Annotated in this window: 26 protein-coding genes; 6 read left to right on the top strand and 20 right to left on the bottom strand. The window is 60.3% G+C overall.

Features of this window, described 5'->3' with window-relative positions:
* Positions 1 to 70 precede the first annotated feature (70 nt).
* The 5 genes from WA070_RS19950 to WA070_RS19930 all read right to left on the bottom strand — a co-directional run bounded on the left by WA070_RS19950 (position 71) and on the right by WA070_RS19930 (position 4,515).
* Entirely contained in the window at positions 71 to 1,831 is a 1,761-nt protein-coding gene (locus WA070_RS19950) for a DUF885 domain-containing protein (protein ID WP_422635656.1), read from the bottom strand.
* Positions 1,832 to 2,092: 261 nt separating this feature from the next.
* A complete protein-coding gene (locus WA070_RS19945) occupies positions 2,093 to 2,542 on the bottom strand; it encodes a hypothetical protein (RefSeq protein WP_422635655.1) in 450 nt (149 codons plus the stop codon).
* A gap of 353 nt (positions 2,543 to 2,895) precedes the next feature.
* Entirely contained in the window at positions 2,896 to 3,099 is a 204-nt protein-coding gene (locus WA070_RS19940) for a DUF5818 domain-containing protein (RefSeq protein ID WP_422635654.1), read from the bottom strand.
* Positions 3,100 to 3,103: 4 nt separating this feature from the next.
* Positions 3,104 to 3,289 carry a DUF1328 family protein gene (locus WA070_RS19935; RefSeq protein WP_422635653.1) on the bottom strand — a complete coding sequence of 62 codons (186 nt, stop codon included), beginning with the start codon at positions 3,287 to 3,289 and terminating at the stop codon, positions 3,104 to 3,106.
* Between the two features lie 212 nt (positions 3,290 to 3,501).
* On the bottom strand, positions 3,502 to 4,515 hold the full coding sequence (locus WA070_RS19930) for a 2-hydroxyacid dehydrogenase (RefSeq protein WP_422635652.1): 1,014 nt from the start codon (positions 4,513 to 4,515) through the stop codon (positions 3,502 to 3,504).
* A 90-nt stretch (positions 4,516 to 4,605) separates the two neighbouring features.
* Here WA070_RS19930 and WA070_RS19925 point away from each other — a divergent pair, with 90 nt between their 5' ends.
* Positions 4,606 to 5,115, top strand: coding sequence for an SH3 domain-containing protein (locus tag WA070_RS19925; protein WP_422635651.1), 510 nt, complete (start codon positions 4,606 to 4,608; stop codon positions 5,113 to 5,115).
* On the opposite strand, the gene WA070_RS19920 is transcribed toward WA070_RS19925, so the two are convergent.
* From WA070_RS19920 to WA070_RS19910, 3 genes are read right to left on the bottom strand one after another with little or no spacing between them, the layout of a single operon-like run.
* The gene (locus WA070_RS19920; protein ID WP_422635650.1) at positions 5,112 to 5,726 is read right to left on the bottom strand and encodes a hypothetical protein; all 615 of its coding nucleotides are present in this window, start codon (positions 5,724 to 5,726) and stop codon (positions 5,112 to 5,114) included. The two genes, WA070_RS19925 and WA070_RS19920, sit on opposite strands and share 4 nt — an antisense overlap.
* A 34-nt stretch (positions 5,727 to 5,760) precedes the next feature.
* Positions 5,761 to 5,934: a hypothetical protein gene (locus tag WA070_RS19915; protein ID WP_422635649.1), complete on the bottom strand. Its 174-nt coding sequence runs from the start codon at positions 5,932 to 5,934 to the stop codon at positions 5,761 to 5,763.
* Between the two features lie 10 nt (positions 5,935 to 5,944).
* The gene (locus tag WA070_RS19910; protein ID WP_422635648.1) at positions 5,945 to 7,468 is read right to left on the bottom strand and encodes a peptide MFS transporter; all 1,524 of its coding nucleotides are present in this window, start codon (positions 7,466 to 7,468) and stop codon (positions 5,945 to 5,947) included.
* Positions 7,469 to 7,611: 143 nt separating this feature from the next.
* On the opposite strand from WA070_RS19910, the gene WA070_RS19905 reads away from it, so the two are divergent.
* Positions 7,612 to 8,190, top strand: a complete 579-nt coding sequence (locus WA070_RS19905) for a nitroreductase family protein (protein WP_422635647.1) — start codon at positions 7,612 to 7,614, stop codon at positions 8,188 to 8,190.
* Between the two features lie 71 nt (positions 8,191 to 8,261).
* Positions 8,262 to 8,606, top strand: coding sequence for a GntR family transcriptional regulator (locus WA070_RS19900; protein ID WP_422635646.1), 345 nt, complete (start codon positions 8,262 to 8,264; stop codon positions 8,604 to 8,606).
* 4 nt (positions 8,607 to 8,610) lie between these two features.
* Here WA070_RS19900 and WA070_RS19895 read toward each other — a convergent pair whose 3' ends face one another.
* From WA070_RS19895 to WA070_RS19860, 8 genes are all read right to left on the bottom strand, one after another.
* Positions 8,611 to 9,306, bottom strand: coding sequence for a tetratricopeptide repeat protein (locus WA070_RS19895; protein ID WP_422635645.1), 696 nt, complete (start codon positions 9,304 to 9,306; stop codon positions 8,611 to 8,613).
* On the bottom strand, positions 9,191 to 10,645 hold the full coding sequence (locus WA070_RS19890; protein WP_422635644.1) for a tetratricopeptide repeat protein: 1,455 nt from the start codon (positions 10,643 to 10,645) through the stop codon (positions 9,191 to 9,193). The genes WA070_RS19895 and WA070_RS19890 overlap by 116 nt, the downstream gene beginning before the upstream one ends.
* Before the next feature lie 4 nt (positions 10,646 to 10,649).
* On the bottom strand, positions 10,650 to 12,014 hold the full coding sequence (prsR, locus tag WA070_RS19885) for a PEP-CTERM-box response regulator transcription factor (RefSeq protein ID WP_422635643.1): 1,365 nt from the start codon (positions 12,012 to 12,014) through the stop codon (positions 10,650 to 10,652).
* Positions 12,014 to 14,086 (bottom strand): XrtA/PEP-CTERM system histidine kinase PrsK, encoded by a 2,073-nt coding sequence (gene prsK / locus WA070_RS19880; protein ID WP_422635642.1) that lies wholly within the window; start codon positions 14,084 to 14,086, stop codon positions 12,014 to 12,016. The genes prsR and prsK overlap by 1 nt, the downstream gene beginning before the upstream one ends.
* Before the next feature lie 13 nt (positions 14,087 to 14,099).
* Complete coding sequence (locus tag WA070_RS19875; RefSeq protein ID WP_422635641.1) at positions 14,100 to 15,488, bottom strand: TIGR03013 family XrtA/PEP-CTERM system glycosyltransferase; 1,389 nt, start codon at positions 15,486 to 15,488, stop codon at positions 14,100 to 14,102.
* Between the two features lie 223 nt (positions 15,489 to 15,711).
* Positions 15,712 to 15,972, bottom strand: a complete 261-nt coding sequence (locus WA070_RS19870; protein WP_422635640.1) for a hypothetical protein — start codon at positions 15,970 to 15,972, stop codon at positions 15,712 to 15,714.
* 47 nt (positions 15,973 to 16,019) lie between these two features.
* Positions 16,020 to 16,667 carry a sigma-70 family RNA polymerase sigma factor gene (locus WA070_RS19865; protein WP_422635663.1) on the bottom strand — a complete coding sequence of 216 codons (648 nt, stop codon included), beginning with the start codon at positions 16,665 to 16,667 and terminating at the stop codon, positions 16,020 to 16,022.
* Between the two features lie 322 nt (positions 16,668 to 16,989).
* Positions 16,990 to 17,781: a response regulator gene (locus WA070_RS19860; RefSeq protein ID WP_422635639.1), complete on the bottom strand. Its 792-nt coding sequence runs from the start codon at positions 17,779 to 17,781 to the stop codon at positions 16,990 to 16,992.
* Between the two features lie 316 nt (positions 17,782 to 18,097).
* On the opposite strand from WA070_RS19860, the gene WA070_RS19855 reads away from it, so the two are divergent.
* Positions 18,098 to 18,316, top strand: coding sequence for a NepR family anti-sigma factor (locus WA070_RS19855; RefSeq protein WP_422635638.1), 219 nt, complete (start codon positions 18,098 to 18,100; stop codon positions 18,314 to 18,316).
* Between the two features lie 102 nt (positions 18,317 to 18,418).
* Entirely contained in the window at positions 18,419 to 19,933 is a 1,515-nt protein-coding gene (locus WA070_RS19850; RefSeq protein ID WP_422635662.1) for a sensor histidine kinase, read from the top strand.
* 3 nt (positions 19,934 to 19,936) lie between these two features.
* Here WA070_RS19850 and tgt read toward each other — a convergent pair whose 3' ends face one another.
* Positions 19,937 to 21,067, bottom strand: a complete 1,131-nt coding sequence (gene tgt, locus WA070_RS19845) for a tRNA guanosine(34) transglycosylase Tgt (protein WP_422635637.1) — start codon at positions 21,065 to 21,067, stop codon at positions 19,937 to 19,939.
* 40 nt (positions 21,068 to 21,107) lie between these two features.
* Positions 21,108 to 21,287, bottom strand: coding sequence for a hypothetical protein (locus tag WA070_RS19840; protein ID WP_422635636.1), 180 nt, complete (start codon positions 21,285 to 21,287; stop codon positions 21,108 to 21,110).
* A 237-nt stretch (positions 21,288 to 21,524) separates the two neighbouring features.
* Between WA070_RS19840 and WA070_RS19835 the strand changes: the two genes are divergently transcribed.
* A complete protein-coding gene (locus WA070_RS19835; protein WP_422635635.1) occupies positions 21,525 to 22,460 on the top strand; it encodes a crotonase/enoyl-CoA hydratase family protein in 936 nt (311 codons plus the stop codon).
* Positions 22,461 to 22,479: 19 nt separating this feature from the next.
* Here WA070_RS19835 and WA070_RS19830 read toward each other — a convergent pair whose 3' ends face one another.
* Both WA070_RS19830 and groL read right to left on the bottom strand, forming a co-directional pair.
* Positions 22,480 to 24,417 (bottom strand): putative bifunctional diguanylate cyclase/phosphodiesterase, encoded by a 1,938-nt coding sequence (locus tag WA070_RS19830; RefSeq protein ID WP_422635634.1) that lies wholly within the window; start codon positions 24,415 to 24,417, stop codon positions 22,480 to 22,482.
* 200 nt (positions 24,418 to 24,617) lie between these two features.
* The gene (groL, locus tag WA070_RS19825) at positions 24,618 to 26,267 is read right to left on the bottom strand and encodes a chaperonin GroEL (RefSeq protein WP_422635633.1); all 1,650 of its coding nucleotides are present in this window, start codon (positions 26,265 to 26,267) and stop codon (positions 24,618 to 24,620) included.
* Positions 26,268 to 26,279 lie beyond the last annotated feature (12 nt).

Here is a 26,279-nt window from a genome sequence, read left to right as displayed (position 1 = left end):
GCACTATGTTATCGGTTTCTCGACTTCGCTCGAAACGAACGGATCAAGGTTTGCGCCTCGCTCACTGATCCTAACGCCCCTTCTCCGCCAAAATCCACGCATCCATCTGCGCCTCCAGCACCGTCAGCGGCACTGCCCCCTGCGCCAGCACCGCGTCATGAAACCGCCGCAGATCGAACTTGCCGCCCAGCGCCTCTTCCGCCTTCGCCCGCAAAGCCCGTATCCTGATCTCGCCCAGCTTGTAGCCCAGCGCCTGCCCCGGCCAGCTGATATAGCGATTGACCTCCGCATCGATATTCGCGTCCGACAGCGCGCTGTTCGCCTTCATAAACGCCACCGCACGCGCCTTGTCCCATCCTTGTCCATGGATGCCGGTATCCACCACCAGCCGGCACGCCCGCCACATCTCGTACGACAGCCGCCCCATCATCTTGGCCGGCGTGTCGTACAGCCCCATCTCTTCGACCAGATATTCGGTATAGAGCGCCCATCCTTCGACATAGGCGGTAAAGCCCGCCAGATATTTGCGGAACGGCGGCAGCGGCAATTCCTGCTGCAACGCGATCTGGTTATGATGCCCCGGCACTGCCTCATGCGCGGTCAGCGCGGGCAGTTCCCAGAAAGGCCGCTGGTCCAGCTTCGACGTATTGACGAAATAGGTGCCCGCAATGCCCGCTTCGGGCGACCCCTGCATATAATAGGCGGTCGTCGTCCCCTCCGCCTCTGCCGCCGGGATCGGCTTCAACCCATAGGGCAGGCGCGGCAGCGTGCCGAAATAGCGCGGCAACAGACCGTCGATCGCCTTCGCCTGCCGCGCCGCAACGCGCAGCAGTTCCTCCGGCGTCTTGGCGTAATAGCTGGGATCAGTCCGCAGATGCGCGATAAACGCCGCGCGCGTTGGATAGCCCGCTTGCTTGGCCACAGCATCCATCCGCTTGCCGATCCGCGCCACCTCGTCCAGCCCGATCTGGTGTATCTGGTCCGGCGTCAGGTCAGTCGTCGTATGCGTCCGCACCCGGCTGGCATACCAGGCCTTGCCGCCCGGCAGAGCCGACGCGCTATCGCTCTTGCGGCAATGGGGCAGATAGTCTTTCACGAACAAATCGTGCCATTGGCCATATTCGGGCGACACGACATCGCGGATCGTCGCCACCGCCCGCGCCTGCATCGCCGCCCAGTCCGCTTCGCTGACGTCACGAGGCCGCGTGCGCTTGAACGGTTCGTAAAAACGCGTCTCCTCCGGCTTCCCCGCCACGATCCCGCTGATCGACGCTGCATAATTGCCCAGCACCGAACAGGGCTGCACATAGCCACCCTTGATCGCCTGCCGCGTGATCGCCAGCGCATCGCCATTCTGCTTCGGGTAAAGCGACAGTCGCTTGAGATAGCTCTCATAATCGGCACGATTATAGAAAGGCAGCCCATCGGCCATCCCGGCAAAGCCCTGATGCCAGCCATAATAGGTCGTAAACAGCATCAACCGCTCGGCCTGATGCGCCTCCCCCGCTATATCGTCGCGCAACATCCACAACAGCACCGCCCGATTGACCCGATCGGCAGCATCAAGCCCCCCCTCCCCAATCGCCTCCAGCCGCGCAACAAAGCCCTGCTCCGCCTTCACCTGCCCCGCGCGGGCCGCCAGCGACATGTCATAAATCCGGTCATCATAATCCCGCACCCCCCGCGCCGTCGCATCGGTAGGATGCACCGACAGCCACCACGCCCAATGATCGTCGATGACTTTGGTCAGGCCGTCGTGCGCGCTCTGCGCCGACAGGGGCGCGGCGGACAGCAGCAGGGACAGGGTGAGGGCGGAAAGGATGGTGCGCATAGGCGGAGGATCGCCCGTCAGATTGGATTTGGCAAGCCTCCGTCCCGTCCTGCTTTTGCGAGGGCAGGAAGCTATCAGGCCATGAGCCGATAAACAGAACGACCGACAAGGGCGAGTTATGAACGCGCCATCCCCCGCCGTCATCCCCGCGAAGGCGGGAACCCATCTCCCGCCTTTTGATCTGGAGAGGCCAGGAGATGGGTTCCCGCCTGCACGGGAATGACGAAATGGGTGTAAAGGGGACGGGCAGCTTTTAGACGATCAGGGACTTTCGCTGCCGTCAGGACATGGAGGGAGCGTAGTTCCGTAAACCATATCCAACATGCCTTGACCGCCGTCCGACCAAATTGTCACCACGTAAGCCTTTCCTCTGGACAGCGGTTCAGGTTCCCTAGGAATTTCCCATCCAGCATAGCGATCCCCATACAGAATAATGCTCCGCTGCGGCTGATATGTATGCTCCCGATTTTCAGCCAAACCGTAAGGAACTTTGGTTTCCCAAGCAGATTTGGTTCGATATTCAAATACTGACACGCTCCAAGGTCGAGCAACGCTATCGGAGAACCAACCGCGCGTATTTTCCACATGAAAAGCGAGCTTTTCCCCGACGAGGCACGCTTGAATTTCGACTGGACGAGGCGAGCAGGACATCAACAGCGTTGCAACTGTCACCAAGACAACCGTCGCAAGTCTTTTATTTAGCGTCTGCATTCGGAAATGATGCCGTAGCGCAGGAAGGACTGCAAGTGGTCGCTTTCCGTCATCCTCCCCTGCAAGGGGAGGTGGCAGGCGGAGCCTGACGGAGGGGTGTAACCCTCTCGATAAGGGGAAACCCCTCCACCATCAACTACGCAATGGTCCCGCTCCCCAAGGAGGATGAACATGCCGCAACGGTCTATTTGAGACCAAAGGCCTTCTGTAACTATCGCCTAGCTACCGAGCGCCCACTCCTAAAAAAAACCGTGTTCCCGCGAAGGCGGGAACCCAGTCCAACGGCAGCCCAGGCTTCCTCCTGCGCGAGATCACACCGCCCTAATCGCCTCAGCCCGGAAACCCACGCCCCCTCAAACCAGCGCCACCCCATCCGCCTCGACAACATCGCCGCCCGCGTAAAACCCGCGCACGCGCACCCGCTTCTCGACGCAATCGACCGGCACGCGCAGCAGCACCAGCCGATATGTCCCACCGCCATCGCGCTGGAGCAGGAAGCCGCCATCGTCGCGCACCAGCCGCCCCAACTCGTCCACGCCAGCGCCAATATCGGTCATGCCGTCAATCCAGGCTGTCCTTGATCTTCCGGCCAGCCACGATGCCCAGCACCAGAAACAGCGCGAACAGCGCCAGCGCGATGAAGAACAATATCTTGGCGATCCCGACGAACGTCCCCGCCGCGCCGCCAAAGCCCAGCAGCGCCAGCACGCCCGCGATGACAAGAGAGATGAAGGCCAGCTTGAGCATGAAGACATCCTTGCAGTAAAAGTGCGTTTTCCGCTCATTCAAACAGATCAGCACCGCGCGAGTTCCACAAAACGCGATTCAAAGTCCTACACGCTTAAAATATTATCTTGATATAACAATGACTTAACTGGCAATTCAAAGCCAATAACCGCAAAACCTGTGGTGCTCACTCTGGAAATCACATCGCGACCAGGACCGGCCGGAAAGGGTTTTCACACCCACCCCTCCAGCACCTGATTGGGCGGCCGATGCCCATCGGCCCAGCTACGGATATTGGCGATAACCCGCGCCCCGGTGGCGTCCCGCCCCTCGATCGTCGCCGACCCCATATGCGGCAACAGCACGACATTGGGCAAAGCCATCAGTCGGTCATCGACCGCCGGTTCATGGGTATAGACGTCCAGCCCCGCACCCGCGATCCGTCCTTCGTCCAGCGCCGCGATCAGCGCGGGTTCGTCGGTAATCTCCGCTCGCGACGTATTGATCAGGTAAGCGTGCGGCGCCATCATCGCGATCCGCCGGGCGTCGATCAGCCCCCGGCTATCGGCATTGAGCGGACAGTGGATCGACACGATATCGCTCGCCCCCAGCATCGCGTCCAGACCGCCATGCCACTCCGCCTCCAGCTCCTGCTCGACCTCGAAAGGCAGGCGGTGGCGGTTGTGATAGGCGATCGACAGGCCGAATGCCCGCGCCCGCCGCGCGACCGCCCGGCCGATCCGCCCCATACCGATGATGCCCAGCTTCTTGCCCCCGATCCGGTGGCCCAGCATCCCCGACGGACTCCATCCGCGCCACTGGCCAGCCCGCACCAGCTTCTCCCCCTCGGCCAGACGGCGGGGGACCGACAGGATCAGCGCCATCGTCATGTCGGCGGTATCTTCGGTCAGGACGCCCGGCGTATTGGTGACGATGATCCCCCGCGCCTGCGCGGCGTTCAGGTCGATATGGTCGACTCCGCTGCCAAAACTGGCGATCAGTTGCAGTCGGTCGGACGCGCTGGCGATCAGCGCGGCGTCGATCTGGTCGGTGATGCACGGCACCAGCACGTCGCACTGCGCCATGGCTCGCGTCAGTTCGGTGCGGTTCATGGCCACGTCGCCGACGTTGAAACTGGCGTCGAACAGTTCGGCCATCCGCGCCTCCACCTGAGGGGGCAAACGGCGCGTAATGATGACGCGCGGCTTGGCGGGGCGCGGTTTGCTCGAACGCGGTTTCTGGGCCATGTCCCGCCGCTATGCCCGCCCGCGCGCCCGGTCAAGCGGATATGACAAGAGTGCTTGTCGGACCGCGATGACAGGGCGTATGGGAATGGCATGTCTGACAGGAAAAACAGGTCTGGAATGAAGCGGATGATGCTGGCCGCCGGTCTCGCTGCGGCATGGGGCGTGGCAGGATCGGCCCCGCAGCCCGCGACCGCCGCCTCGGCAAAGCCCGTCCCCTATTGGGCCTCACTGACGCAGGATGAGGCACGCATGCGCGTCGGCCCCAGCCTCGACTATCCGTCCAACTGGATCTACCGCCGTCGCGATTTGCCAGTGAAGGTGCTGCAGGTGCTGGGCCTGTGGCGCAAGGTGCAGGACCCTGACGGCGCGCAGGGCTGGATGCACGTCCGCCTGCTCAGCGATACCAAAACGGCGATCGTCCGGGCAGAAGCCGCTCCCTTGCGCGATTCCCCAAGCGACACCGCCCGCGCCGTCTTTCGCGCGCAAAAGGGCGTTGTGGGCAGGCTGTCCAATTGTTCGGGCGACTGGTGCGCCCTCGATGTGAAGGGCCAGCGTGGATATGTGAAGGTCAGCGACATCTGGGGCGCGACCGACAGCTAATAACGCCGCTCGACCCTGACGGAAAATTTCGGCTCCAGCGCGCAATCGGCAGGCGCGGTGCCGAACGCCGCCCGGTCGATGCAATTCAGCGCCGACGCGAAATTCGCGCCGATCGCTGCGCGGACGATGCCGTCATCACGCATCCCGGCGTCCACGCCCCCGCCCTTGACCGACGTTGTGATATCCCGCTCGAACAGGATTCGGCCATCGTCTATCCGCGCCAGTCTATAGTGCAGCGTGGCGCTCGCGACATTGCTGGTCGCAATCCGAAACGGCGTCTCGCTCCCACCCCAGCGCACGGACAAGCTGACCTTGGCCGCCTGTGCATCGGGGGCGAGCATGTTCATCCTGTCCACGCTCTCGCGCAGCGCCTTGTTCACGCTGGACCGCTTGGCCGCGCCGAAAACATTAAGCGCCGAACTCTTCACGATCGGCGGCAATCCCTCGACCTCGCCCACCTCTATCCGGTGATGCAGCGGGTGTGTGCTGTCCACGGGCCGGGGCGTTTCCGGCGCGAAGGGCAAGCCGATCACGACCATCGGAATGTCGCCAGAAGCCGCGAGCGGCGTTGCCATCAAAGCGGACAGGAGGAGAATGGATTTATAGCGCATCACGCCAATCTATCCGACGATCCTCACCAATGAATTAAGCCGGTCGGGCGATCCGCTTGCCCTTGGTCCGACTGGTCAGGTGAAACTGCCCGCAACGGTCGCAACGATAGGCACGCAGCACGATGTCGGCCTTTGCCGCCGCCGTCCCCGCCGCCTCCACCGACGGGTAGCGCCGCTTGCCCGCACAGATGCTCAGCCGCGTGCGCACATGCCTCCGCTCACGCCTTATTGTCCGTCGTCAGCAGATCGAGATGCATCAGCCGCTTGATGTAGGGCGACACGAGCAGCACCAGACCACCGACCACGATGGAAAACCAGCCGATGCGGCTATAGACGTCCAGCACCTGCCCGACCCCGCCCGCCTCACCGCTGCCGGTCGCGCGCGCGATCAGGCCAGCGATGAAATTGCCCGCCGCCATCGCCAGAAACCATGTGCCCATGACCAGCCCGACCATGCTGGACACCGACAGACGCGTCATCGCCGACAAGCCGACCGGCGAGAAGCAGAGTTCGGCCATCGTGTGGAACAGGTAGATCAGAAATACGAACAGCACCGGGGTCAGGCGCTCCCCCGCCATCGCCGCGCCCGCGACCAGCACGAGGAATCCCGCACCGCACAGGATCAGGCCCACGCCGAACTTGGCGGGCGAAGACGGCTCCAGCCGCCGCCGATCGAGGAATGTCCATAGCATCGCGAACAGCGGAGCTAGCAGGATGATGAAGATCGAATTGACCGACTGGAACAGCGACGCAGGGACTTCCCACCCCAATATGCCACGATCGACGTTGCGGTCGGTAAAGATGTTGAGCGACGATCCCGTCTGCTCGAACAAGCCCCAGAACAGGGGGTTGAGCGCGATCAGGAACAGCGCGGCAAACATCCGGTCGCGATCGACCTTGCCCAGCGTCCCTACCGTCCGCCATATGATGTAGGCAACCGTCAGCGCGGAAAAGCCCAACAGCGCAAAGCCCAGCAATTCAGCGTAGCGAATGACCATCCAGATGGCGACGACGCCCAGCGCCGCGCCCAGATAGATCGCCCATTCCTGCGACACCCGCGCCGCCGTCGGCTCGCGCAACTGCTGCGGCGCGGGTGGCTCGCCCTTCCCCAGCAGCCAGGGCTTGAGCCACACGAACATGACGAGGCCCGCCAGCATGCCCACGCCTGCCGCGCCAAAGCCCCAGCTCCATCCCCATAGTTCGCCAAGCAGGCCACACACGATCGGCCCCAGCATGCCGCCCATGTTGATGCCCATGTAGAAGATCGAAAAGGCCGGATCGCGGCGATGGTCGTCGCGGGGATAGAGTTCGCCTACCAGCACGGAGATATTGGCTTTTAGAAAGCCCGTGCCTACGATGATGCTGGCCAGCGCCAGATAAAATCCGTTGAGGAAGAAGGGGTCCTGCCCCCCCGGCCCTTCGGTAATGGCGATCAGGAAATGACCAATGGCAATGAATACGCCACCCACCAACACGGCCTTGCGCGGCCCCAGGAACCGGTCGGCCAGATAGCCGCCTATCACCGGCGTGATATAGACCAGCGACGTGTAGGCGCCGTAAAGCAGATACGCCCTGTCCTCACCGAACAGGAAATGTTTGGTCAGGTAGAAAATCAGGATCGCGCGCATTCCATAATAGGAAAAACGCTCCCACATTTCCGCAAAGAACAGCAGATACAGCCCGCGCGGATGGCCAAGCCAGGTCTTGCCTGCCTCCGCCGCTACCCTGTCTGAGGTCGCCATTCGGCCCCCTTCTTATCATTATGGTCGGGCGCGCAGGAAGCGCGGCCTCTTGATGGGGCGCAGCCTAGAGCGGAAATATCACGACTGTCAAAACAGGCTTGTCCCCTTGCGCCCGGCGTGCCGCCTCGCCATCTGTCGGATCGATGTTCAACGACCTCTCCTCCCCGCTCGCCCTTCTCCAGACCCGCCGCTCGGGCAAGCCACGCGACCTGGTCGCACCCGGCCCGGACGACGCGCAGTTACGCCAGATATTGGAGGTCGCACTGCGCACCCCGGACCATGGCAAACTCGCTCCCTGGCGCTTCGTCATCGTGCCACAGGACAGGCGCGCTGCGCTGGCAGAACTGCTGACACATGCCTATCGCGCCGAAAAGCCGGATGCCGGGCGGCTGGAGATCGAGACGATGGAGCAGTTCGCCCATCAGGCGCCAACGCTGATCGTCGCCCTGTCCGCGCCGGTCGCGGGGAGCAAGATACCGGTCTGGGAACAGGAACTGTCAGTCGGCGCGGCGATCATGAACCTGCTGCATGCGACCCATGCACTGGGCTTTGCGGGCGGATGGCTGACTGGTTGGCCGACCTATAATTCCGATGTGCATGCGGCCTTTGGCGAGGAAGGCCAGAATCTGGCGGGATTCATTTTCATCGGAACGCCGGGACGTCCGCAGGACGAACGCCCACGGCCAGATTATGACGCAGTGGTTTCCATTTGGGACAGATAATTACGCAGACAAATGGTTAAACGTAACGTCGCTGCTTGACCCGCATAGCTGTATTATGGCACTGACGCACTATGTCCGATGAATCCAAACCTGTCTATCTCCGCCTGCGCGAGATTATCGCCGCCTCCATATTGGACGGGGCCTTTGCGGATGGCGACTTACTTCCATCCGTTCGGGCGTTTGCTGCGCAGCAGGGTGCCAACCCCTTGACGGTAGCAAAGGCGTATCAAAGTTTTCAGGATGACGGACTGGTACTGGTGAAGCGCGGCGTAGGCATGTTCGTTGCCCATGGCGCAGTCCGCAAATTGCGCATGGCCGAACGCGAACGCTTCATGGAAAGCGTCTGGCCGCCAGTCGCTGCCCAGATGCAGCGCCTTGGCATCCGGCTCGACGATCTGGACCTGCAAAAGGCCTGAGCGGCTATAGTCGGGCGAGTGCCTCGCGCGCGTCTTTCTGCCCGACAAAGCCCTGTATTGCCGCCGCCCGCCCTAGCGCGAGCTTCGCCTCTCCTTTGCGCCCAGCGGCAGCATAGGCTTGCCCCAGATGCAATTGCAGCAAGGGAATGCCCGGTGCCATCGCAACCGCCTTTTCCAGCATATCTACCGCTTTTGGCCCGGCCGCGCCGGTGCGCATCAAAATCCAGCCATAGATATCGGCCATCATAGGATTGCCCGGCATCAGGCGATAGGCGTGCGCGGCATAGGCCAGAGCGCGCGTCCGATCACCGCTTTCCAGCGCGGCGCGTGCGAGATCGCTCATCAATATAGCATCATTGTCTCCCACCTGCGCCCACACCGCCTGAAGCAGGCGTAGCGCCCCGCGCCAATCCTGCATGTCCAGCATGACGTTGGCGCACAGCCGTCGCGCATCGACATCATCGGGGTTTTGCGTCAGGAACAACTGCACCACCTGTCGCGCCCGTGCGCCATTACCCGCCCGCACCAATGCCCCCCCCAGACGCAGCGCTACGTTGCGGTCGAACCGAATATTGGCCGCCATCTCATAGGCACGCGCCGCTTCGCCAGTCTGTCCCGCCACCCCCAGCGCATCGCCGCGAATGATCCATGCGTCGGGCACGCCGGGATTGGCGCTGCTCAGCATCTCCGCACGGCGCACCGCCTCCTCCGCCTGCCCGGTACTGAGCAGTGCTCGGATATAGGGAATATTCTCCCGCGCCGTGGCGCTGTTGTCCGGCGGCGCGGCGACCAGCGTCCCATCGCGCGGGCTGGCGAAGGCGTCGGCGCGCGCGCACCGGCCATGCAGCGCGGATCAGCATATCGTCGGCCAAGGCCCGGTCGCCCAAACCTTCCTGCGCTCGCGCCGCCAGCGTCAGCACATAGGGGTCGGCATCCCGCTGGGCGACGATGGGCGCCAATATTGTCGCCGCAGACGCGAAATCGCCCGCCATATAATAGGCGCGCGCCAATAATGTCCTGGCGACGCGATTGTCCGGCTGATCCTCGACCAGAGGAACGAGCGCCTGTGCCGCCAGCACGCCATTGCCATCCTCGATATGCAGCACCCCGCGTAGCAACCGGGTGGCCGGTTCGCCATCCAGCCGCCCCTGAGTGCGCGCCAGCAATCGTCGGGCCAGGTCATAATCGTCTGCTCGCGCTGCCATCACCGCCTGCATCATCCACGCGCGCGCATTGCCCGGATCCAACCCCAGTATGCGGCGGGTCAGGCTCAACATGTGCTCTGCCTGCCCAGCATCAGCCAGCGTCGCAGCATATTGCTCCAGCGCGGGCACGGAATCAGGATTGGCCTTTAATACACGATCGAACCAGGGCAGCGACGCAGTCAGGCCATATTGCGACCGCACCAGTTCCGCGCGTAGCGTCAGCGCCTTTGCATCATTGGGCGACAGCGCGACCGCCCGTTCGGCCGCGCCGATCGCGCCTGCCTGATCTCCAGTTGCTAACCTCAGCCTGCCCAGATCGATCCAGCTTTCGGCATCATTCGGGTTGCGAGCCAGCGTATCGGCCAACATCGCCTGCGCCCGCCCGGTATCGCCCAAAGCCATCGCTGCGCGAGCCGCGATGCGCGCGGCGGGTAGCTTCTGCCCGTCAGCAATATCATTTGCCTGCGCTTCCTCCATCGCGGCCTGTCCATGCCCTTCCAGCAACAAGGCCTGTGCCATCACCGCGCGCGTCTGAGCCGGGCTGGCGCCCAAGGTCCGCGCACGCGCTACTTCCGTTTGCGCGCCTGCGCCATCGCCCAGTTCAGCCAACGCCCTAGCCTGCGCTACGCGCGCGGCGACTGATCGCGGATTGCCCTTGATCGCGTTCATCAACTCGATCCGCGCCGCGCGCGCATCACCCTTGTCCAGCGCAACGAGACCACGCTTCAACGCGGCGCGACCGTCCCGTTCATGCGCGCGCCATTGCCACAAGCCGGATACAGCAAGCAGCGCGAGCACGATTCCGCCAAGAATGATTAGCCGCAAACGGGTCATGGCCTCACGCCTGCATCTGATATTGTTTGAGCAGGTCGTAGAGCGTGGGCCGACTGATCCCCAATATCTTGGCCGCGCCGGAAATATTGCCGTCGGTGCGCGCGATCGCGTGGCGGATCGCCCGACGGTCTGCCATTTCGCGTGCAGCCTTCAGGTTCACCAGTTCGCCGCCCTGCCCACGCTCACCGTCCAGGTCGAGGTCGGCGGCCGTCACCAGCTTGCCGTCGGCCATGATAACCGCGCGCTTCACACGGTTTTCCAGCTCCCGCACATTGCCGGGCCAAGTCCACATGTCGAGCGACGCCAGCGCATCGGGGGCCAGCCCCTTGACCTGCGGGTTCATATCGCGCGCGAACCGCGTCAGGAAATGCCGTGCCAGCAAGGCAGGATCGCCCGGTCGGTCCTTGAGCGCCGGAATACGGATGACGATTTCGGCCAGCCGATAATAGAGATCCTCACGGAAAGTACCCGCCGCAATCATCTCCTCCAGATTTTGATGCGTGGCACACACGATCCGCGTATCGACCGCGATCGTCTGCCGCCCGCCGACGCGTTCGATCGTGCGTTCCTGAATGAACCGAAGCAGCTTGACCTGGAGCGCGAGCGGAATGTCGCCCACCTCATCCAGAAACAGCGTGCCGCCTTGCGCCTGCTCGATCTTCCCCGGCGTCGTCTTGATCGCGCCGGTGAAAGCGCCCTTTTCGTGGCCGAACAGCTCGGATTCGAGCAGCGTTTCTGGGATGGCGGCGCAATTGATGGCCACGAATGTGCCATCGCGTCGGGGGCTGGCGTCATGCAGCCCCTGCGCCAGCAATTCCTTACCCGTTCCGCTCGCGCCCAGCAGTAATACGGAAACCTCCGCGCTGGCTACTCTTTCGATAGTCCGCGCGACCTTGGTCATTTCCGGCGCGGCACTGATCAGCCTGCCCAACACCCGGCTATCTGGCGGCGCACCCTGCGCAAGACGGACATTTTCGAGTTCCAGACCATGAACGTGGAAGGCCCGGCGCACGATCAGGCCCAGTTCGTCTATGTCCACCGGTTTCTGATAGAAATCATAGGCTCCGCCGGAAATTGCGTCGAGCGCACTTTCACGTGCTCCGTGGCCTGATGCGACGATGACCTTGGTATCCGGTTTGATCCGCAATATTTCCGCCAGCGTGGCAAAACCCTCACTCGTACCGTCGGGATCGGGCGGCAGGCCAAGGTCCAGCGTGACGACATCGGGCGTCTCCGCGCGCAGCATCTCAATCGCCTCCTCACGATCGCCCGCAATGAAAAGCTGATAATCCTCATAGGCCCAGCGCAACTGCCTTTGCAGGCCCGGATCATCCTCGACGATCAGCAATTTTGGGCGGGTATCGCTCATCAGGCAGCCTTCTCTTCAGTACTTATATGCGGTGCATGGGGCAGGTACAGGATGAAGCGGCTGCCGACGCCGGGCCTGCTTTCCACGTCGATCCGGCCACCCATCGCTTGGGCGAGCGCGCGCGCCTCGAACGCGCCGATGCCGAACCCGCCCGCCTTGCTGGACGAAAATGGCTTGAAAAGGTCGCGGCGAATATATTCTGCGCTCATGCCCCTACCCCGATCGACAATCTCAACCATTATGTCGGTGGCGTCGGCGGACAGGCAAAGATCGACGGGACTGGATGGCGCACTGGCGTCGATCGCATTTTGCAGCAGATGCGTCAGTATCTGTTCGACCCGCGCGGGATCGGCAAGCGCGAGCGGCGCATCGCCCCTGACAACGATCGGATGCTGCCGGGCGCGGCTACGGGCGACCTGATCGATCACATCGCGCAGCGCAATCGGGTGCGGCTCTTCCGCGCGGCCCTTATTATGCTGCGACAGGCGCGCGAGCATGTCATTCATCTTGCCGACCGAATCCTTGAGCGTCAGCACCATGTCGGCCCGAAAGTCCGGGTTGTCGGCATGGCGTTCGGCATTGCGCGCGAGCAGCGACAACTGGCTGACCAGATTTTTGACGTCATGCATGATGAAGGCAAAGCGGCGGTTGAACTCGTCGAAGCGCTGCGCATCGTCCAAAGCCTGCTGACCCTGCGCTTCACTGATATAGGTCGCCGCCTGCCGCCCGGCCGCGCGCAACATGTCGAAATCTTCCCAGTCCAGTCGCCGGTCGATCGCCGGACGCGCCAGCAGGATTGCGCCGATCATCCGGCCATAATGATTGAGCGGCGCCAAAGCCCAGGCGCGCGCATCTGCGATCAACCATTCAGGCAAGCGCAGCGCTCCGTCGCCCATGCGCGGCCGACCCAGATCAATGATCCACCCCGTCTGCTCCAGCCGCGTAACGACGTCAGCGGATATTGTGCCGCCATCGGGTAAATCGCCGCCCCAGTTCCAGTGCGTTTCGACCATCAGATCGCCGCGATCAGTGCGCAGCAGCAGGATAGCAGCCGGGGAATCGGTAATGTCGGCTACCGCCTTGGCCACACGCTCAGCCAGAGGAGCGGGGTTTTCGCCTGGCCGGCCGATCGTCTCGCCAAAGCGCATCCATTCGGTGCGATAATCGTAGCGATGCTGAAAGAAATGCTTGGCGACCTGTACTTTCCAAAGCGCGCGCATCTGAGGCGAGGGCAGCAGCACTAAAGCAGTCACGGCTGTAAAAAAGACCGCGCCTATTTCCACCACGCGCGCGTAAGGACCGGCGATCAGTTCGATTAACACGGCCATCGCCGTCAAGACCACGACATAGAGCGCCAGAGCGACGACCGAGAGCGATTGGAACGTCAGAGTGCGCGACAATTGCACGCGACCCGACAGATCCTTGCGCATGCCAACCGCGATCACGGGCGCGAGCAGCGCCATAAGTGGGCCGCGCAAGGCGTAGAGTTCGCTTACCTGATCGGGCGTGAAATAGCATATCGCGTAGAGCGCAAGATCATAGGTCCACATCGCCGCCAGCGATCCCAGCAGCAGCGCAACCCCGCCCCGCTCGCGTGAAGGCCAGGCGGTATAGAGATGGTGGATCAGCAGCAGGCTGCCGATCGCAGTCATCATGCGCAAGATGGACGATATGACGACCAGCGCGTGATGCAACTCACTGAGCGGCGACAATTGCCGCCACAACAGGTCAGTCGACGTCTGAAGGAGAAGCAATCCGCCGAGCACTGCATAAATCGCGAATACGGCCATTGTCGGGGCCGCTCGGCCTACCGGGCCACGCCTTAGCATGACGAACATCGTTAAAAGCCATGCCGCATTACGGATGCTTTCGCCGATCCCGGTCAGCGGTTTCGAGACGCCGCCAAAAGACACATACAGCGCCCAGCAGGACGTTAGCAGCAGCGCGGCAGCCAGCATCCGAGGCTCGATCGCGTCGTTGCGCCGCCTCAGGATGAAGATGCCCAGTGCCGCGAACAGCACTGCCGCCAGGGCATGGCCCCAATCGCCGACAAATTGCAGGAGAGCGCCCATGCCCCCTAGCGCCTTAGCGCGCGCCTTCGGGCCACAGGACGACCCTCAGCGTCTGGATCAGGATCAGCAGATCCAGAAACGGCGTGTAATTTTTGGCGTAATAGAGGTCATATTCCAGCTTGTGCCGCGCATCCTCGATCGACGCGCCATAGGGATAGTTGATCTGCGCCCAGCCCGTGATGCCGGGCTTTACCATATGCCGTTCGGCATAATAGCGCAGATGCTGTTCCAGATCCTCGACGAACTGACGGCGTTCCGGTCTTGGCCCGACGAAGCTCATTTCCCCCTTCAACACGGTCCAGGTCTGGGGCAGTTCATCAATGCGCAGCTTGCGTAGCCAATAGCCAAGCCGGGTGATGCGCGGATCATCCTTTTCCGCCCAGACCGCCTGCCCCGCCACTTCTGCATCAAGCCGCATGGTGCGCAGCTTCACGATCCAGAACTCCTGCCCGAACAGGCCAACACGCTGTTGCCGGTAGAAGGCCGGGCCTTTGCTGTCGAACTTGACCATGATAGCGGCCAGCACGATCACCGGCCCGGTCAAAAGCAGCAGAATCAAGCTGGCGATGATGTCGAACAGGCGCTTGGCAAAGCTGGACAAGCGACGACCGGCGGAAAAGCCATCGGAAAAGATCAACCAGCTTGGATTGACGCTGGCCAAATCGACACGCCCTGTTTCGCGTTCCAGAAAGGTCGACAGGTCGTTGACATGGACGCCCGTCGTCTTGATGCGCAGCAGATCGGACATAGGGACGGCGTTACGCCGTTCCTCCAGCGCCAGGACGACTTCGCTGGCATTGAGCCGCACGACGAAATCGGACAGGTTGAAAATGGCGCTTCGATTGATCGCTTCCTGCACGACCTGCGGTCCGTCATTCATGGCGATGAAGCCGACGACAAGGAAGCCCGCACCCTTCTTGCTTTCCAAGTCGCGGATGCGCGCAGCCCGATTGCCTGCGCCCAGGACGACCAAGCGCCGCTTGAACGCTTCCCCGCCCAGCATGGACCCCAGCATCAGGCGCACCGCGACCAGCAGCCCCATTGCCATGCCCATGGCGTAAAGCGAATTGGAACGCCAAAGCGTCATGCCCGGCAGCAGAAAATAGAGGACGGAGAGGAAAATCACGCCGAGCGAAACAGCGACCAGCAATCGGGCAAAGGCGAAGCGGATCGACTGTAGCGCTTCTGTTCCATACACCCCGACTGCAATCATCGCCGTCTGGATCGACAGGGCAAAACTGAGCAATGGCCCAATACGCGTCGATACATGATCGATGTCCATGCCAATCTGACGCGCACGCAAAATCCAGCCACCCTCGGCGGCGCAGAGCAGGAGCGCGAAATCAAGCAGGCCCAACAACAGCACGGCATGCGGGACATAATGTTTGAACAGCCTGATCATCGTAGCTCTATCGATCCCACGGACCTGTCCAACCAGCGGACAGATAAAGCCGGACCAGCTTACAATTATATGTAAGAAAATCCGACAGGATCACACCCTGCCCGAAAATGGCAAAGAAATCCTGAATCGACTGTTATCGGAGATGACATGAAATCACCTCAAGGCTTCCGAGATCGGCTATATAGTCAAGCCGTGCATTTCCGGCTTGAAAGTGCAGAGATGATCAATCTTTATCGAGCAGCCTGTTGCCAGCTTTGCGCGCTGATTCACCGATATGCGCAGCCTGATCGCCCACAGCAGCTACTGCCTGTACCATCGCGTCGGCACGATTATCTTCCCGAACCTCTTTGGTCATATAGAAAAAAGCAATTGCCAGGACCAGCGATAGCGAGACCAAGAAAAAGACGATGCCGCTACCTTTGGACGCCCGAACAGTAGAAATATGGACGGGTGGGTCGCTTTGCCCGGTTGGATCATAACGCATGATTTTATCTCCATCCGCCTTAACCAGCGAACGGAGCAGATCGTTCCTTATTCCGACCTGCCGCCATGGTCCCGATTGCGGCTCAACCGATCGACATCGTCCATAATCTCGTCAAGTACCGCCGTATCTGTGGTGGCCTGAAGCCGACGCGACGGCAAATCGCCATTTTCCAATATTTGCTCAAGCGCAGCGCGACCGCGTGCGACACGGCTCTTGATGGTGCCGACAGCCACACCACAGATTTCAGCAGCTTCTTCATAGGCAAAGCCACCCGCACCCACGAGTATCAATGCTTCACGTTGAGGCTGTGGTAGCTGCAACAATGCCCGCTGCATGTCGCTCAATTCGACATGTTTGTCCTGCCCGGCAGGCGCAGCGAGGATGCGATCCGCCGTGAGGTCGTCCCACTCACCACGAAATCGCGAGCGGCGCATCTGCGACAGATAATGATTGCGCAGGATGATGAAGGTCCAGGCGCGCATGTTCGTACCTGCCTGAAAGCGCTGGCGTGCCGCCCATGCCTTAAGCAGAGTTTCCTGCACCAAATCGTCCGCGACATCGCGATTGCCTGACAAAGACCGGCCAAAGGCGCGAAGATGGGGAATGACGGCGGCAAGTTCCCGTTTGAAATCGCTGTCGGACAAAGCCGCGCGCTCTTCGGGATGGCCGATCTCGTCTACGCTCACTTCATCCATGGGAACGTCCCCCGTGCTGGCCGCCGCCTTCGCCGCATGAACCGACGTCATTGAAACCATAAATGCGCTCACATCCTAGAATGTTTATTATCAAATACCAAAATGTCGCACGAGGAAACATCGATACCAAATATATCAGAAAATCTCGCAATGATGACGAGCATCAAATGGCGCAACATACCTAATGCGCATGGATATGGTATCGATGCAAACGCGGTGGCCGTCATTACAGATATCGACCATTACCACCCTCCCGATCGTTACGCCTGTTCAACGCAAGGATCGACCGGGAGTTCCTTCATCCTTTTGAAGCCCTTCCAGGTCAGGCGGGCGCCGTCGCTTCATCGAAGAATAATGCCTGCGAAATCGCCGCTTTCACAGTCGATCGCTGGAACGGCTTTGTTATCAGAAAAGTCGGCTCAGGCCGTTCGCCAGTCAACAACCGTTCGGGGAAGGCAGTGATGAAAATCACGGGCACGGAAAATTCCGCAAGGATATCCTTGACAGCATCGATACCGCTGCTGTCATCCGCTAGCTGAATATCCGCCAGTACGAGACCAGGACGATCCGCCATTGCTTCACGCACCGCGTCTTCGCGCGTCACAGCGATCGCGGTCACATCATGACCAAGATCGCGCACGATGGTTTCGATATCCATCGCGATAATTGGCTCATCCTCAATTATCAACACCTTGGCTCGAGTCTGCGCCTCAATCTCTTCCAACGCTTCTTCGACAAGTGCTTCGACATCGATGCTATCCACATTGATCAGATAGCTTACATCGTCGATGGTAAAACCTTCCAGCGCCGTCAACAGCAGCGCCTGACGGGGCAGCGGAGTCAGCCGAGCAAGACGCGCCTGAGCTACGGCCTCACGGCTGCTATCGGAACTGACCGGAATATCCTCGAGATGCGACGAGGACCAGATGGCGTGAAACGTCCGATACAAGCCAAGCCGCGGATCGATTTCTGACGGAAACTCATCTGGCGCTGCGACGATCGCTTCCAGCGTGGCACGAACATAAGCGTCGCCGTGAGTTTGGCTGCCGGTCAGCGCACGGGCGTAACGCCGCAGAAACGGAAGATGGGGGTGCAGTTGCTGTCCAAGCGACATCGTCAGATCTTCTCCCTGCCCAACTGGGGCGTGCTATTCATAAACATCGGCGCCCTCACATGCTGGCGACGGAAAGATGGAATGTTGATGCGCTTATAGCAACCCCTATCCCCCAACTCCGTCATCAAAGACGGCCAAGCAAAAAAAGCATCGCCTGGGGGAACTATCAACCGCTCGATTTGTTTCGCTGCCATCGGGTTTTTTCGACATATGCATATTTTTATGCCGGTTTCAGCCATCGACGAATTGACCTTCGTTAAGAAAGTCGCAAAACGGGGCTGACTGGCGTATCATAATTGCTTCAGAGGGGCTGATTTTGGTTTCTTCATCTACGGAACAAATGGCGGCTGACGGGGGTGGGTTAGCTGGCATTGGTCAGGACGACATCGTGAAGGCACCCCCATCGCCTCGCAAGCGCAATACGGAAACGAAAGAAGAAACGCATGTGTCGCAAGCGCTGCGTACCGTATACCAGCGCGCCGTGGAGGAAGATATTCCATCTGAAATGCTGGACCTCCTGAGCAAATTAGGCTGATAATTAATCTAATCGGGGACGGTTTCCTTCGACAATCATATCGGAAACAACCGCTTCGTGCTTGATACCACCTCCAGCTTTTTTCGTTCTACCGGCGTCAAGATGTTCCTGATTCTGACGTTGGCCCTTCTACCGCTTGGATTGATCGCGCTCGTCGCATCGCTTCAGGCCATCCGCACCGCCGATCTTGAAAAGGAATCGTTGCTGCGTGTGGCCGTCATGCAAAGCGCCCGCAAACTCACTGCAGACCTGCAATCGGACCGCACCGCTCTGGAACTGGCGGTCAACACACTGGCTGGCTTGCGCGAGGGTGACGCTGGCATTTGTCACAGGTTAGGCCTGTTTCTGACCTCTCATGACAGCGATAGCGGCCATTTCTACATTTACGACCGCCAAGGAAAACGGCGCTGTGGATCGCCCGAGTCAGAACCGGCAGGCGTGGATAGGGTAAACCGCTTCGTGGGCAGGGGCGCCCAGATTCTGCCTCAATCCCAATATCTCCTGATCCGTGTGCGCAGTCGCGACGATAGCCTTGTCGCTCTCGCTTATTATTCCCGCGCGCATCTGGAAAGCGTAGCCGATCCCGCGACGGCACTGCAAAATCGGCAGTTGAGCCTGCGGCAGGGCAATGAACGCCTGATGATAGGACGCCCCGGCATGATGCCGATCACCGCCAACAGCGCCAGCCTGTCGGCCCGGCTCGACCCGCCCGACATCCTGTTGACGATGACCGTACGTGAGCCGCCCGCGACGATCGCGCGCATGCTGTCATTATTTCTGCCCCTCGTCATGTGGTTCGCCGCCGCGGCCATTGGGTGGTTCGTCGTCAACCGCCTACTGATCCGCCCGCTGGTGCTGCTGCGCCGCACGGTCGCCGCCTATCAGCCGGGCGAGGTGCTCCAACCCATGGAGCGGATACGTACCCCGGCACAGGAAATCGTCGCTTTGGGCGAAACATTTCGCGAAATCAGCGAAGATGTTGCCACGCATGAAGCTGAAATGGCCGAGGGGCTTGAAACCCAGCGGAAATTGACGCGCGAAGTGCATCATCGGGTCAAGAATAACCTCCAAATTATAGCCAGCCTGATCAGCCTGCATGCGCGATCGGCACAGGAGCCTGAAGCAATCGAGGCCTATTCCTCCATTCAGCGCAGGGTCGATGCCCTGTCGGTCGTCCATCGCAATCATTTTGCCGAGTTGGAGGAAAATCGCGGCGTGGGCGTGCGCCCATTAATCAGCGAACTGTCCGCCAGCCTGCGCGGAACAGCGCCTGCCGGGGCTAGGCGTTTCGCCATCCAGATCGACAGCGACAACCTGCATATCAGTCAGGACGTGGCCGTGCCGATCGCGTTCCTCCTCACAGAGCTGGTCGAACTGGCTATGATGCTGGCGCCGCAAAGCGCGATGCGAATTTCCGTGCAGTTGCAGTCCGATCGCGAAGACCGCGCGATCCTGAGCGTCGTTTCGGCCGGGTTGCGTGCATCGCCCGATATGACCTCCCTGCTGGAGGAACGCTATGGCCGGGTGCTCACTGGCCTGTCGCGCCAACTGCGTGCGCCACTGGATCATGACGGGGACGTCGGCAGCTATTCCATCGCCATCACCGTCATTCCCTAAAGCTCACACGCGCTGATAGTCCCGGCGAAAATCTGCCGCGAAAGTAGCGAATTCGCCGGCCGCGATGCTGTCGCGGACCTCCTGCATCAATTGCTGGTAAAAATAGATGTTATGCTGGGTCATCAACATCGCGCCCAACATTTCCCCTGCCTTGACCAGATGGTGAAGATAGGCCCGACCCCAAGTGGCGCACACCGGACAGCCACATCGCACATCAAGCGGCTCCATATCTTCGGCAAAACGGGCATTGCGGATGTTGAGTGGCCCCGCCCACGTGAATGCCTGACCGTTCCGACCACTTCGCGTAGGCAAGACACAATCAAACATGTCGATACCTCGCTCGACCGCGCCGACAATATCGTCGGGCTTGCCTACACCCATAAGATAGCGCGGCTTGTCCGTGGGCAACATGTCCGGCGCGAAATCCAGCGTCGCGAACATAGCTTCCTGTCCCTCTCCAACCGCCAGCCCGCCCACGGCATAACCATCGAAGCCGATGTCGATCAGCTTCTGCGCAGATTCCTGTCGCAATTCCCGGTTCAGCGACCCCTGCTGTATCCCGAACAGGGCAGCGCGCTCCGCATGATCGCCCCCAGCATCGAACCCGTCACGCGATCGTTTGGCCCAGCGCATTGATCGTTCCATGGACCGCGCCGCTTCGTCATGCGTGCAACCGTTCTTAGTGCATTCGTCGAACGCCATGACGATGTCGCTATCCAGCATACGCTGGATTTCCATTGATCGTTCCGGGGTCAGCATATGATTCGACCCATCGATATGGCTCGAAAAGGCAACGCCCTGCTCGCTCAGCTTCGTCAGCGCGGAAAGGCTCATCACCTGATATCCCCCGCTATCGGTCAGGATCGGCCGGTCCCATCCCATAAATCCATGCAGGCCGCCCAGTCGCGCCATGCGCTCTGCACTTGGGCGCAGCATTAGATGATAGGTGTTGCCCAAAATGATATCCGCGCCTGCTGCACGCACTTCCGCCGGGCGCATCGCCTTGACGGTCGCGGCCGTACCCACTGGCATGAACGCAGGAGTGCGAATATCACCGCGCTGCATCTCGATGGTGCCCGTGCGGGCTTTGCCGTCCGTCGCGGCGATGGAAAATGAAAATCTGGCTTTGGTCACGTTTCGCGCTCTAAGATCGAACGCGCGTGCATACAAGGGCTCAGCCTGAGCGCTTCGCGCCGTCAAACAAAGCCATTGCGTCGATGTTGAAACCTTCAACACGGCGATAGGCGCCGATAAAGCGCATACAGTCTGCTGACAGGCGCAGCGACCATGCCCGGCCTGCGCCGTCCTGAAGCGACAGTGTAACAATTTGAAAGTCTTGACGGCGTTCGATCATGTGACGGGGATAATGCACAAAGGTTAATAGGGGTTTTCCTCCTTCGCTCACGGACAGAAAAAGAGGGGCAATTGTTGCAATTGCGCAACGTTAATTCTCAACCGCACTGTTTTCGGGCGGCGCGTTTGCAACAGTCTCAAACAAAAATGGTTAACGCACTATTCATCCAGCGCCGGTTGATTGCATGCTGTCACCAAGCCTGATCTGTTCATTCCTAATAAGAAAAAGGGGTCGCATATGATTGATTCAGGACGGTTTAATCCGATTGCAGATGATATGGAGCCAGTGGAGGATGAAAGCTTCGCGCTGCATGGCGATGCGGTCGAGGTTTCACTGACGGATGCAGGGCGGTCATCCCTGTTCGATCTTGGCCAGATCGATGTTCGATGGGATGCCGACCTAGCTACCCTGTGGGCATTTATGACGCCGCACGAGCGGCCAAATTCCAACATGGGCCTGATCAGAGACACGATGACCTGGCAGCGAGAAAGCAGCCGGGTTTTCGGTGGCACAAATGGTGCGCTTAAATTCATGGTTTTGGGATCACGCTTTCCTGGCGTGTTCAATCTGGGCGGCGACTTGGAGATGTTTGCCGAATGTATCCAGCGACGGGATCGCGCGACTTTGTTGAAATATGGCGTGGCATGTTGCGAGATCGTGGATCGCATCTGGCATTGCAACGACATGAATATCATCAACATAGGACTGGCACAGGGCGACGCGCTTGGCGGCGGACTGGAAGCGTTGATGTGCTTCGATGTCATCATTGCGGAGCGGCAGGCACGGTTTGGGCTACCCGAAGTGCTGTTCGGTCTTTTCCCAGGTATGGGTGCTTATTCCATCCTGTCGCGGCGGGTCGGTCCGGTCATGGCACGTCAGATGATGACCGAAGGGCGCATCTACACCGCGCAGGAAATGTATGACATGGGCATCGTCACGCAGGTCGTTGAAACTGGCGAAGGGGAAACGGCCACGGCGGAATGGATCAGGGATCATAGTGCCCATCATGCTGGCTATGTCGGCATCAACCGGGCGGGGCGGCGGGTCAACCCGCTTACGTTAGAGGAGTTGACCGACGTCGTTGAGATATGGACCGACGCTGCGCTGACACTGTCCGATCGCGACCTGCGCATGATGCGGCGGCTGGCGAGCGCTCAGGCTCGCCTACGTTGAAAGCAACCGCTTTCCATCCTCAGGGACGTCGGCGGCGCACGTGCAACACGGAATCGGGCCGCTGCTCACCTTCGAGCGGGCCAGCGGCGATCATTTCAGCAATGCGTTCGCTTGGAACCGGCCTGCTGAATAGATAGCCCTGAACGCTGGTAAAGCCGGCTTCGCGCGCATGGTTGAGTTGGTCGCGTGTCTCTATGCCTTCAGCAACCGTGCTCATGGACAAATCCCGAGCAAGGTTGCCGATCGCGCGGACAATAGCCCGGTCTTCGACATGAGCGCTGACTCCGGCCATGAAGCTCTGGTCCACCTTGAGCGTATCGAAGCGATAGGAACGCAAATAGGATAGCGAGGAATAACCGGTCCCGAAATCGTCAAGCGCCAGCCGCAACCCGATACGCTGCAATTCCCGCAATATGGTGCTGGTCTGGCCGCTATCATCAAGGAAGATGGATTCGGTCACTTCGAGTTCCAGACGGCGGGCAGGCATCCCCGTTTCCAGCAAAGCCGCGATAACATGGCCGGGCAAGTCGTGCGACTTAAGCGATGCGGGGGAAATATTTATGGCAATCCGCACTTCAGCAGGCCAAGATGTCGCAGCGATGCAGGCCTGACGCAAAACCCACGCCGTCATTGGCTCGATCATGCCGATGCTTTCAGCGATCGGGATGAATTCCGACGGCGGGATTGGTCCCAGCACGGGATGATCCCAGCGCAACAGCGCTTCGCATGCTTCTATATACCCCGTGTCCAGCGCAACGATCGGCTGAAACAATAATTTAAGCTCATTGCCGTCTAGCGCACGACGGAGGCCCGTCTCGATTTCGTGCAGGCGATTGAACCGCTCCTTGAGCGACCAGTTAAAGCTGGACGCACGGTTCCGGCCATCGCGTTTGGCCTCATACAGCGCCAGATCGGCATGCTGCATCAATTCATCCATGTCGCGGCCATCCTGCGGCGCGATGGCGTAACCGATTGACGCGGTCACTTGCAGATGATTGTCAGCCAGATCGAAACCGTGGGCGAAATAGCTTATGATTTCCTGCGCGATCTCCGCCGCGGTTACCCGGTCGGTATCGGGGCAGACGATGACAAATTCATCGCCGCCGAACCTGGCGATACGTCCCCGCTCCTGCACGACCTCGCTCAACCGCTCTGCGACACTACGCAGTAGCTGGTCGCCGACCATATGCCCCAGCGAGTCGTTGATTTCCTTGAACCGGTCGATGTCCATCCACAGGATCGCAACAGCATCATTGCGCTTTTCGCTATGATCGAAAATCTCGCGCAGGCGCATTTGCATCGCCATGCGATTTTCCAGGCCCGTCAGGCTGTCAAAGCGTGCCAGCCGTTCGAACTTTTCCGCGAGCAGCGACTTGTCGCGCTTGCCGATGAGCGCCTGCACAACGATGCGGTGAGTAGTCGAACTGATTTCGGCCAAGCCCAGCACCATCATGACCATTGCGATCGACAGCACGCGATAGCCGGTCGATCCGTCCAGCCACAGGCCCGTCGCGGTTGGCAACAGCGCCAGGCACACCTGACCGATAGCGATCTGCACTCGGCCCGCGTTGCGCCCGGAAATGCCGCCTGCATAGCCAGTAGCCATCGATACGCTGAGCATATGGATGACAGGATTGGCAGATCCGATCAGCGTGACGAAACTCATAAGCCCCAGCAGCCCGGCATAAGCCCATGCGCCCAGTTCATAGGCCAGTTCCCAGCGGCGTGAGGCGACTGCAGTGCCACGCACCAGTTGCCGGTGAAAGAATATCGCGGATACCACACGCAGGGCAGCGACCAGGCATACGGCCACGACCACCCCATGAATGGCCCGGCCGTTCGTCATGCTGCTGATCACAATACCAACCGCTGCGCCGGTGATCGCTCCGATGGTCAGCGATGCAGGTGAAGCATAGAGCGATTCGATCAGGCTGCGGCGCACGTCTGCATCCTGCACGGACTGACCTGCTTTGCGTCTTTCCAGAAATGTCCTCAAATCACGCAAAATGGCGGGTCTCCGGTTCCCTATCCGGTCATCGCAGCTTTCATTTATTTTTCGGTTAATATTTTCCTGACTGGCATCAGGGTGCCTCAACGAAAAAGGGCCGACGCATTGCTGCGTCGACCCTCTTGCGTTTTGCGTCAGGTAGCTGGGACTTAGAAGTCCATGCCGCCCATGCCGCCCATGCCGCCGCCGGGCATGCCACCCATCGGCGACTTGTCGTCGGCGGGCAGTTCGGCGATCGTGGCTTCGGTGGTGATCAGCAGACCAGCAACCGAGGCAGCGTTCTGAAGCGCTGTACGCACGACCTTGGTCGGGTCGATAACGCCGGCAGCAACCAGATTTTCATAGGTATCGGTCGAAGCGTTGAAGCCGAACGACGTGTCGTCCTGATCCAGCAACTTGCCCGAAACGACGGCGCCATCCTGGCCCGCATTGCTGGCGATCTGGCGAACCAGAGCGGTCAGCGATTTGCGGACGATGTCGATGCCGCGCGTCTGGTCGTCGTTGATGCCCTTGAGGCCATCAAGCGCCTTGGTCGCATAAAGAAGCGCGGTGCCGCCACCGGGGACGATGCCTTCTTCGACGGCTGCACGGGTTGCGTGCAGAGCGTCGTCGACGCGGTCCTTGCGTTCCTTGACTTCGATCTCGGTCGCACCGCCAACCTTGATGACGGCAACGCCGCCAGCCAGCTTGGCCAGACGTTCCTGCAGCTTTTCCTTGTCATAGTCCGAGGTGGTGTGCTCGATCTGCTGACGGATCTGCTCGGTACGGCCCTTGATCGCATCATGAGCGCCAGCGCCATCAACGATGACGGTGTTGTCCTTGTCAATGGTAACGCGCTTGGCGGTGCCCAGCATGGACAGCGTAACGGTTTCCAGCTTGATGCCCAGGTCTTCCGAAATCACTTCGCCCTTGGTCAGGACGGCGATGTCTTCCAGCATCGCCTTGCGACGATCGCCAAAGCCCGGTGCCTTGACAGCCGCGACCTTCAGGCCGCCGCGCAGCTTGTTGACGACCAGAGTCGCCAGCGCTTCGCCTTCAATGTCTTCCGCGATGATGAGAAGCGGACGGCCCGACTGGACCACGGCTTCCAGGATCGGCAGGATCGACTGAAGGTTGCTGAGCTTCTTCTCGTGAATCAGGATATAAGGGTCAGCCAGTTCGACCGACATCTTTTCCGGGTTCGTGATGAAGTAAGGCGACAGATAGCCACGGTCGAACTGCATGCCTTCGACGACGTCCAGTTCGAAGTCGAGACCCTTGGCCTCTTCCACGGTGATGACGCCTTCCTTGCCGACCTTTTCCATGGCTTCGGCGATCTTTTCGCCGACTTCACGGTCGCCGTTGGCGGAGATGATGCCAACCTGAGCGATTTCAGCGGTGCCAGCGACTGGCTTCGAACGCGCCTTGATGTCCTCGACAACCTTGATCACGGCCAGATCGATGCCGCGCTTCAGATCCATCGGGTTCATGCCGGCGGCAACCGACTTCATGCCTTCACGCACGATCGCCTGCGCCAATACGGTCGCGGTGGTCGTGCCGTCACCGGCGATGTCGTTGGTCTTCGAGGCTACTTCGCGCACCATCTGGGCGCCCATATTCTCGAACTTGTCCTTCAGTTCGATTTCCTTGGCGACCGAAACACCGTCCTTGGTGATGCGGGGCGCGCCAAAGCTCTTGTCGATGACGACATTGCGGCCCTTTGGCCCCAAGGTCACCTTGACCGCATCGGCCAGGATGTCGACGCCGCGCATAATGCGCTCACGGGCGTCACGCGAAAACTTTACGTCCTTCGCTGCCATGATCTTTTACCT

The organism is Sphingobium sp., from assembly GCF_049304695.1.
Taxonomy (GTDB): domain Bacteria; phylum Pseudomonadota; class Alphaproteobacteria; order Sphingomonadales; family Sphingomonadaceae; genus Sphingobium.
The sequence above is the reverse complement of the archived record's forward strand: the minus strand, read 5'-3'. Positions and strand labels throughout refer to the sequence as shown.

Coding starts and splice junctions, on each gene's coding strand:
- prsK (WP_422635642.1), bottom strand. CDS start 14,086: ATGGGCGCTCTCCTGCAATTTGTCGGCGATTGGGGCCATGCCCTGGCG.
- WA070_RS19935 (WP_422635653.1), bottom strand. CDS start 3,289: ATGCTCAAGCTGGCCTTCATCTCTCTTGTCATCGCGGGCGTGCTGGCG.
- WA070_RS19930 (WP_422635652.1), bottom strand. CDS start 4,515: ATGGCCCAGAAACCGCGTTCGAGCAAACCGCGCCCCGCCAAGCCGCGC.
- WA070_RS19925 (WP_422635651.1), top strand. CDS start 4,606: ATGTCTGACAGGAAAAACAGGTCTGGAATGAAGCGGATGATGCTGGCC.
- WA070_RS19945 (WP_422635655.1), bottom strand. CDS start 2,542: ATGCAGACGCTAAATAAAAGACTTGCGACGGTTGTCTTGGTGACAGTT.
- prsR (WP_422635643.1), bottom strand. CDS start 12,014: ATGAGCGATACCCGCCCAAAATTGCTGATCGTCGAGGATGATCCGGGC.
- WA070_RS19905 (WP_422635647.1), top strand. CDS start 7,612: ATGTTCAACGACCTCTCCTCCCCGCTCGCCCTTCTCCAGACCCGCCGC.
- WA070_RS19870 (WP_422635640.1), bottom strand. CDS start 15,972: ATGCGTTATGATCCAACCGGGCAAAGCGACCCACCCGTCCATATTTCT.
- WA070_RS19875 (WP_422635641.1), bottom strand. CDS start 15,488: ATGATCAGGCTGTTCAAACATTATGTCCCGCATGCCGTGCTGTTGTTG.
- WA070_RS19835 (WP_422635635.1), top strand. CDS start 21,525: ATGATTGATTCAGGACGGTTTAATCCGATTGCAGATGATATGGAGCCA.
- WA070_RS19920 (WP_422635650.1), bottom strand. CDS start 5,726: ATGCGCTATAAATCCATTCTCCTCCTGTCCGCTTTGATGGCAACGCCG.
- WA070_RS19850 (WP_422635662.1), top strand. CDS start 18,419: ATGTTCCTGATTCTGACGTTGGCCCTTCTACCGCTTGGATTGATCGCG.
- groL (WP_422635633.1), bottom strand. CDS start 26,267: ATGGCAGCGAAGGACGTAAAGTTTTCGCGTGACGCCCGTGAGCGCATT.
- WA070_RS19890 (WP_422635644.1), bottom strand. CDS start 10,645: ATGACCCGTTTGCGGCTAATCATTCTTGGCGGAATCGTGCTCGCGCTG.
- WA070_RS19950 (WP_422635656.1), bottom strand. CDS start 1,831: ATGCGCACCATCCTTTCCGCCCTCACCCTGTCCCTGCTGCTGTCCGCC.
- WA070_RS19910 (WP_422635648.1), bottom strand. CDS start 7,468: ATGGCGACCTCAGACAGGGTAGCGGCGGAGGCAGGCAAGACCTGGCTT.
- WA070_RS19940 (WP_422635654.1), bottom strand. CDS start 3,099: ATGACCGATATTGGCGCTGGCGTGGACGAGTTGGGGCGGCTGGTGCGC.
- WA070_RS19840 (WP_422635636.1), bottom strand. CDS start 21,287: ATGATCGAACGCCGTCAAGACTTTCAAATTGTTACACTGTCGCTTCAG.
- WA070_RS19900 (WP_422635646.1), top strand. CDS start 8,262: ATGTCCGATGAATCCAAACCTGTCTATCTCCGCCTGCGCGAGATTATC.
- WA070_RS19860 (WP_422635639.1), bottom strand. CDS start 17,781: ATGTCGCTTGGACAGCAACTGCACCCCCATCTTCCGTTTCTGCGGCGT.
- WA070_RS19865 (WP_422635663.1), bottom strand. CDS start 16,667: ATGGATGAAGTGAGCGTAGACGAGATCGGCCATCCCGAAGAGCGCGCG.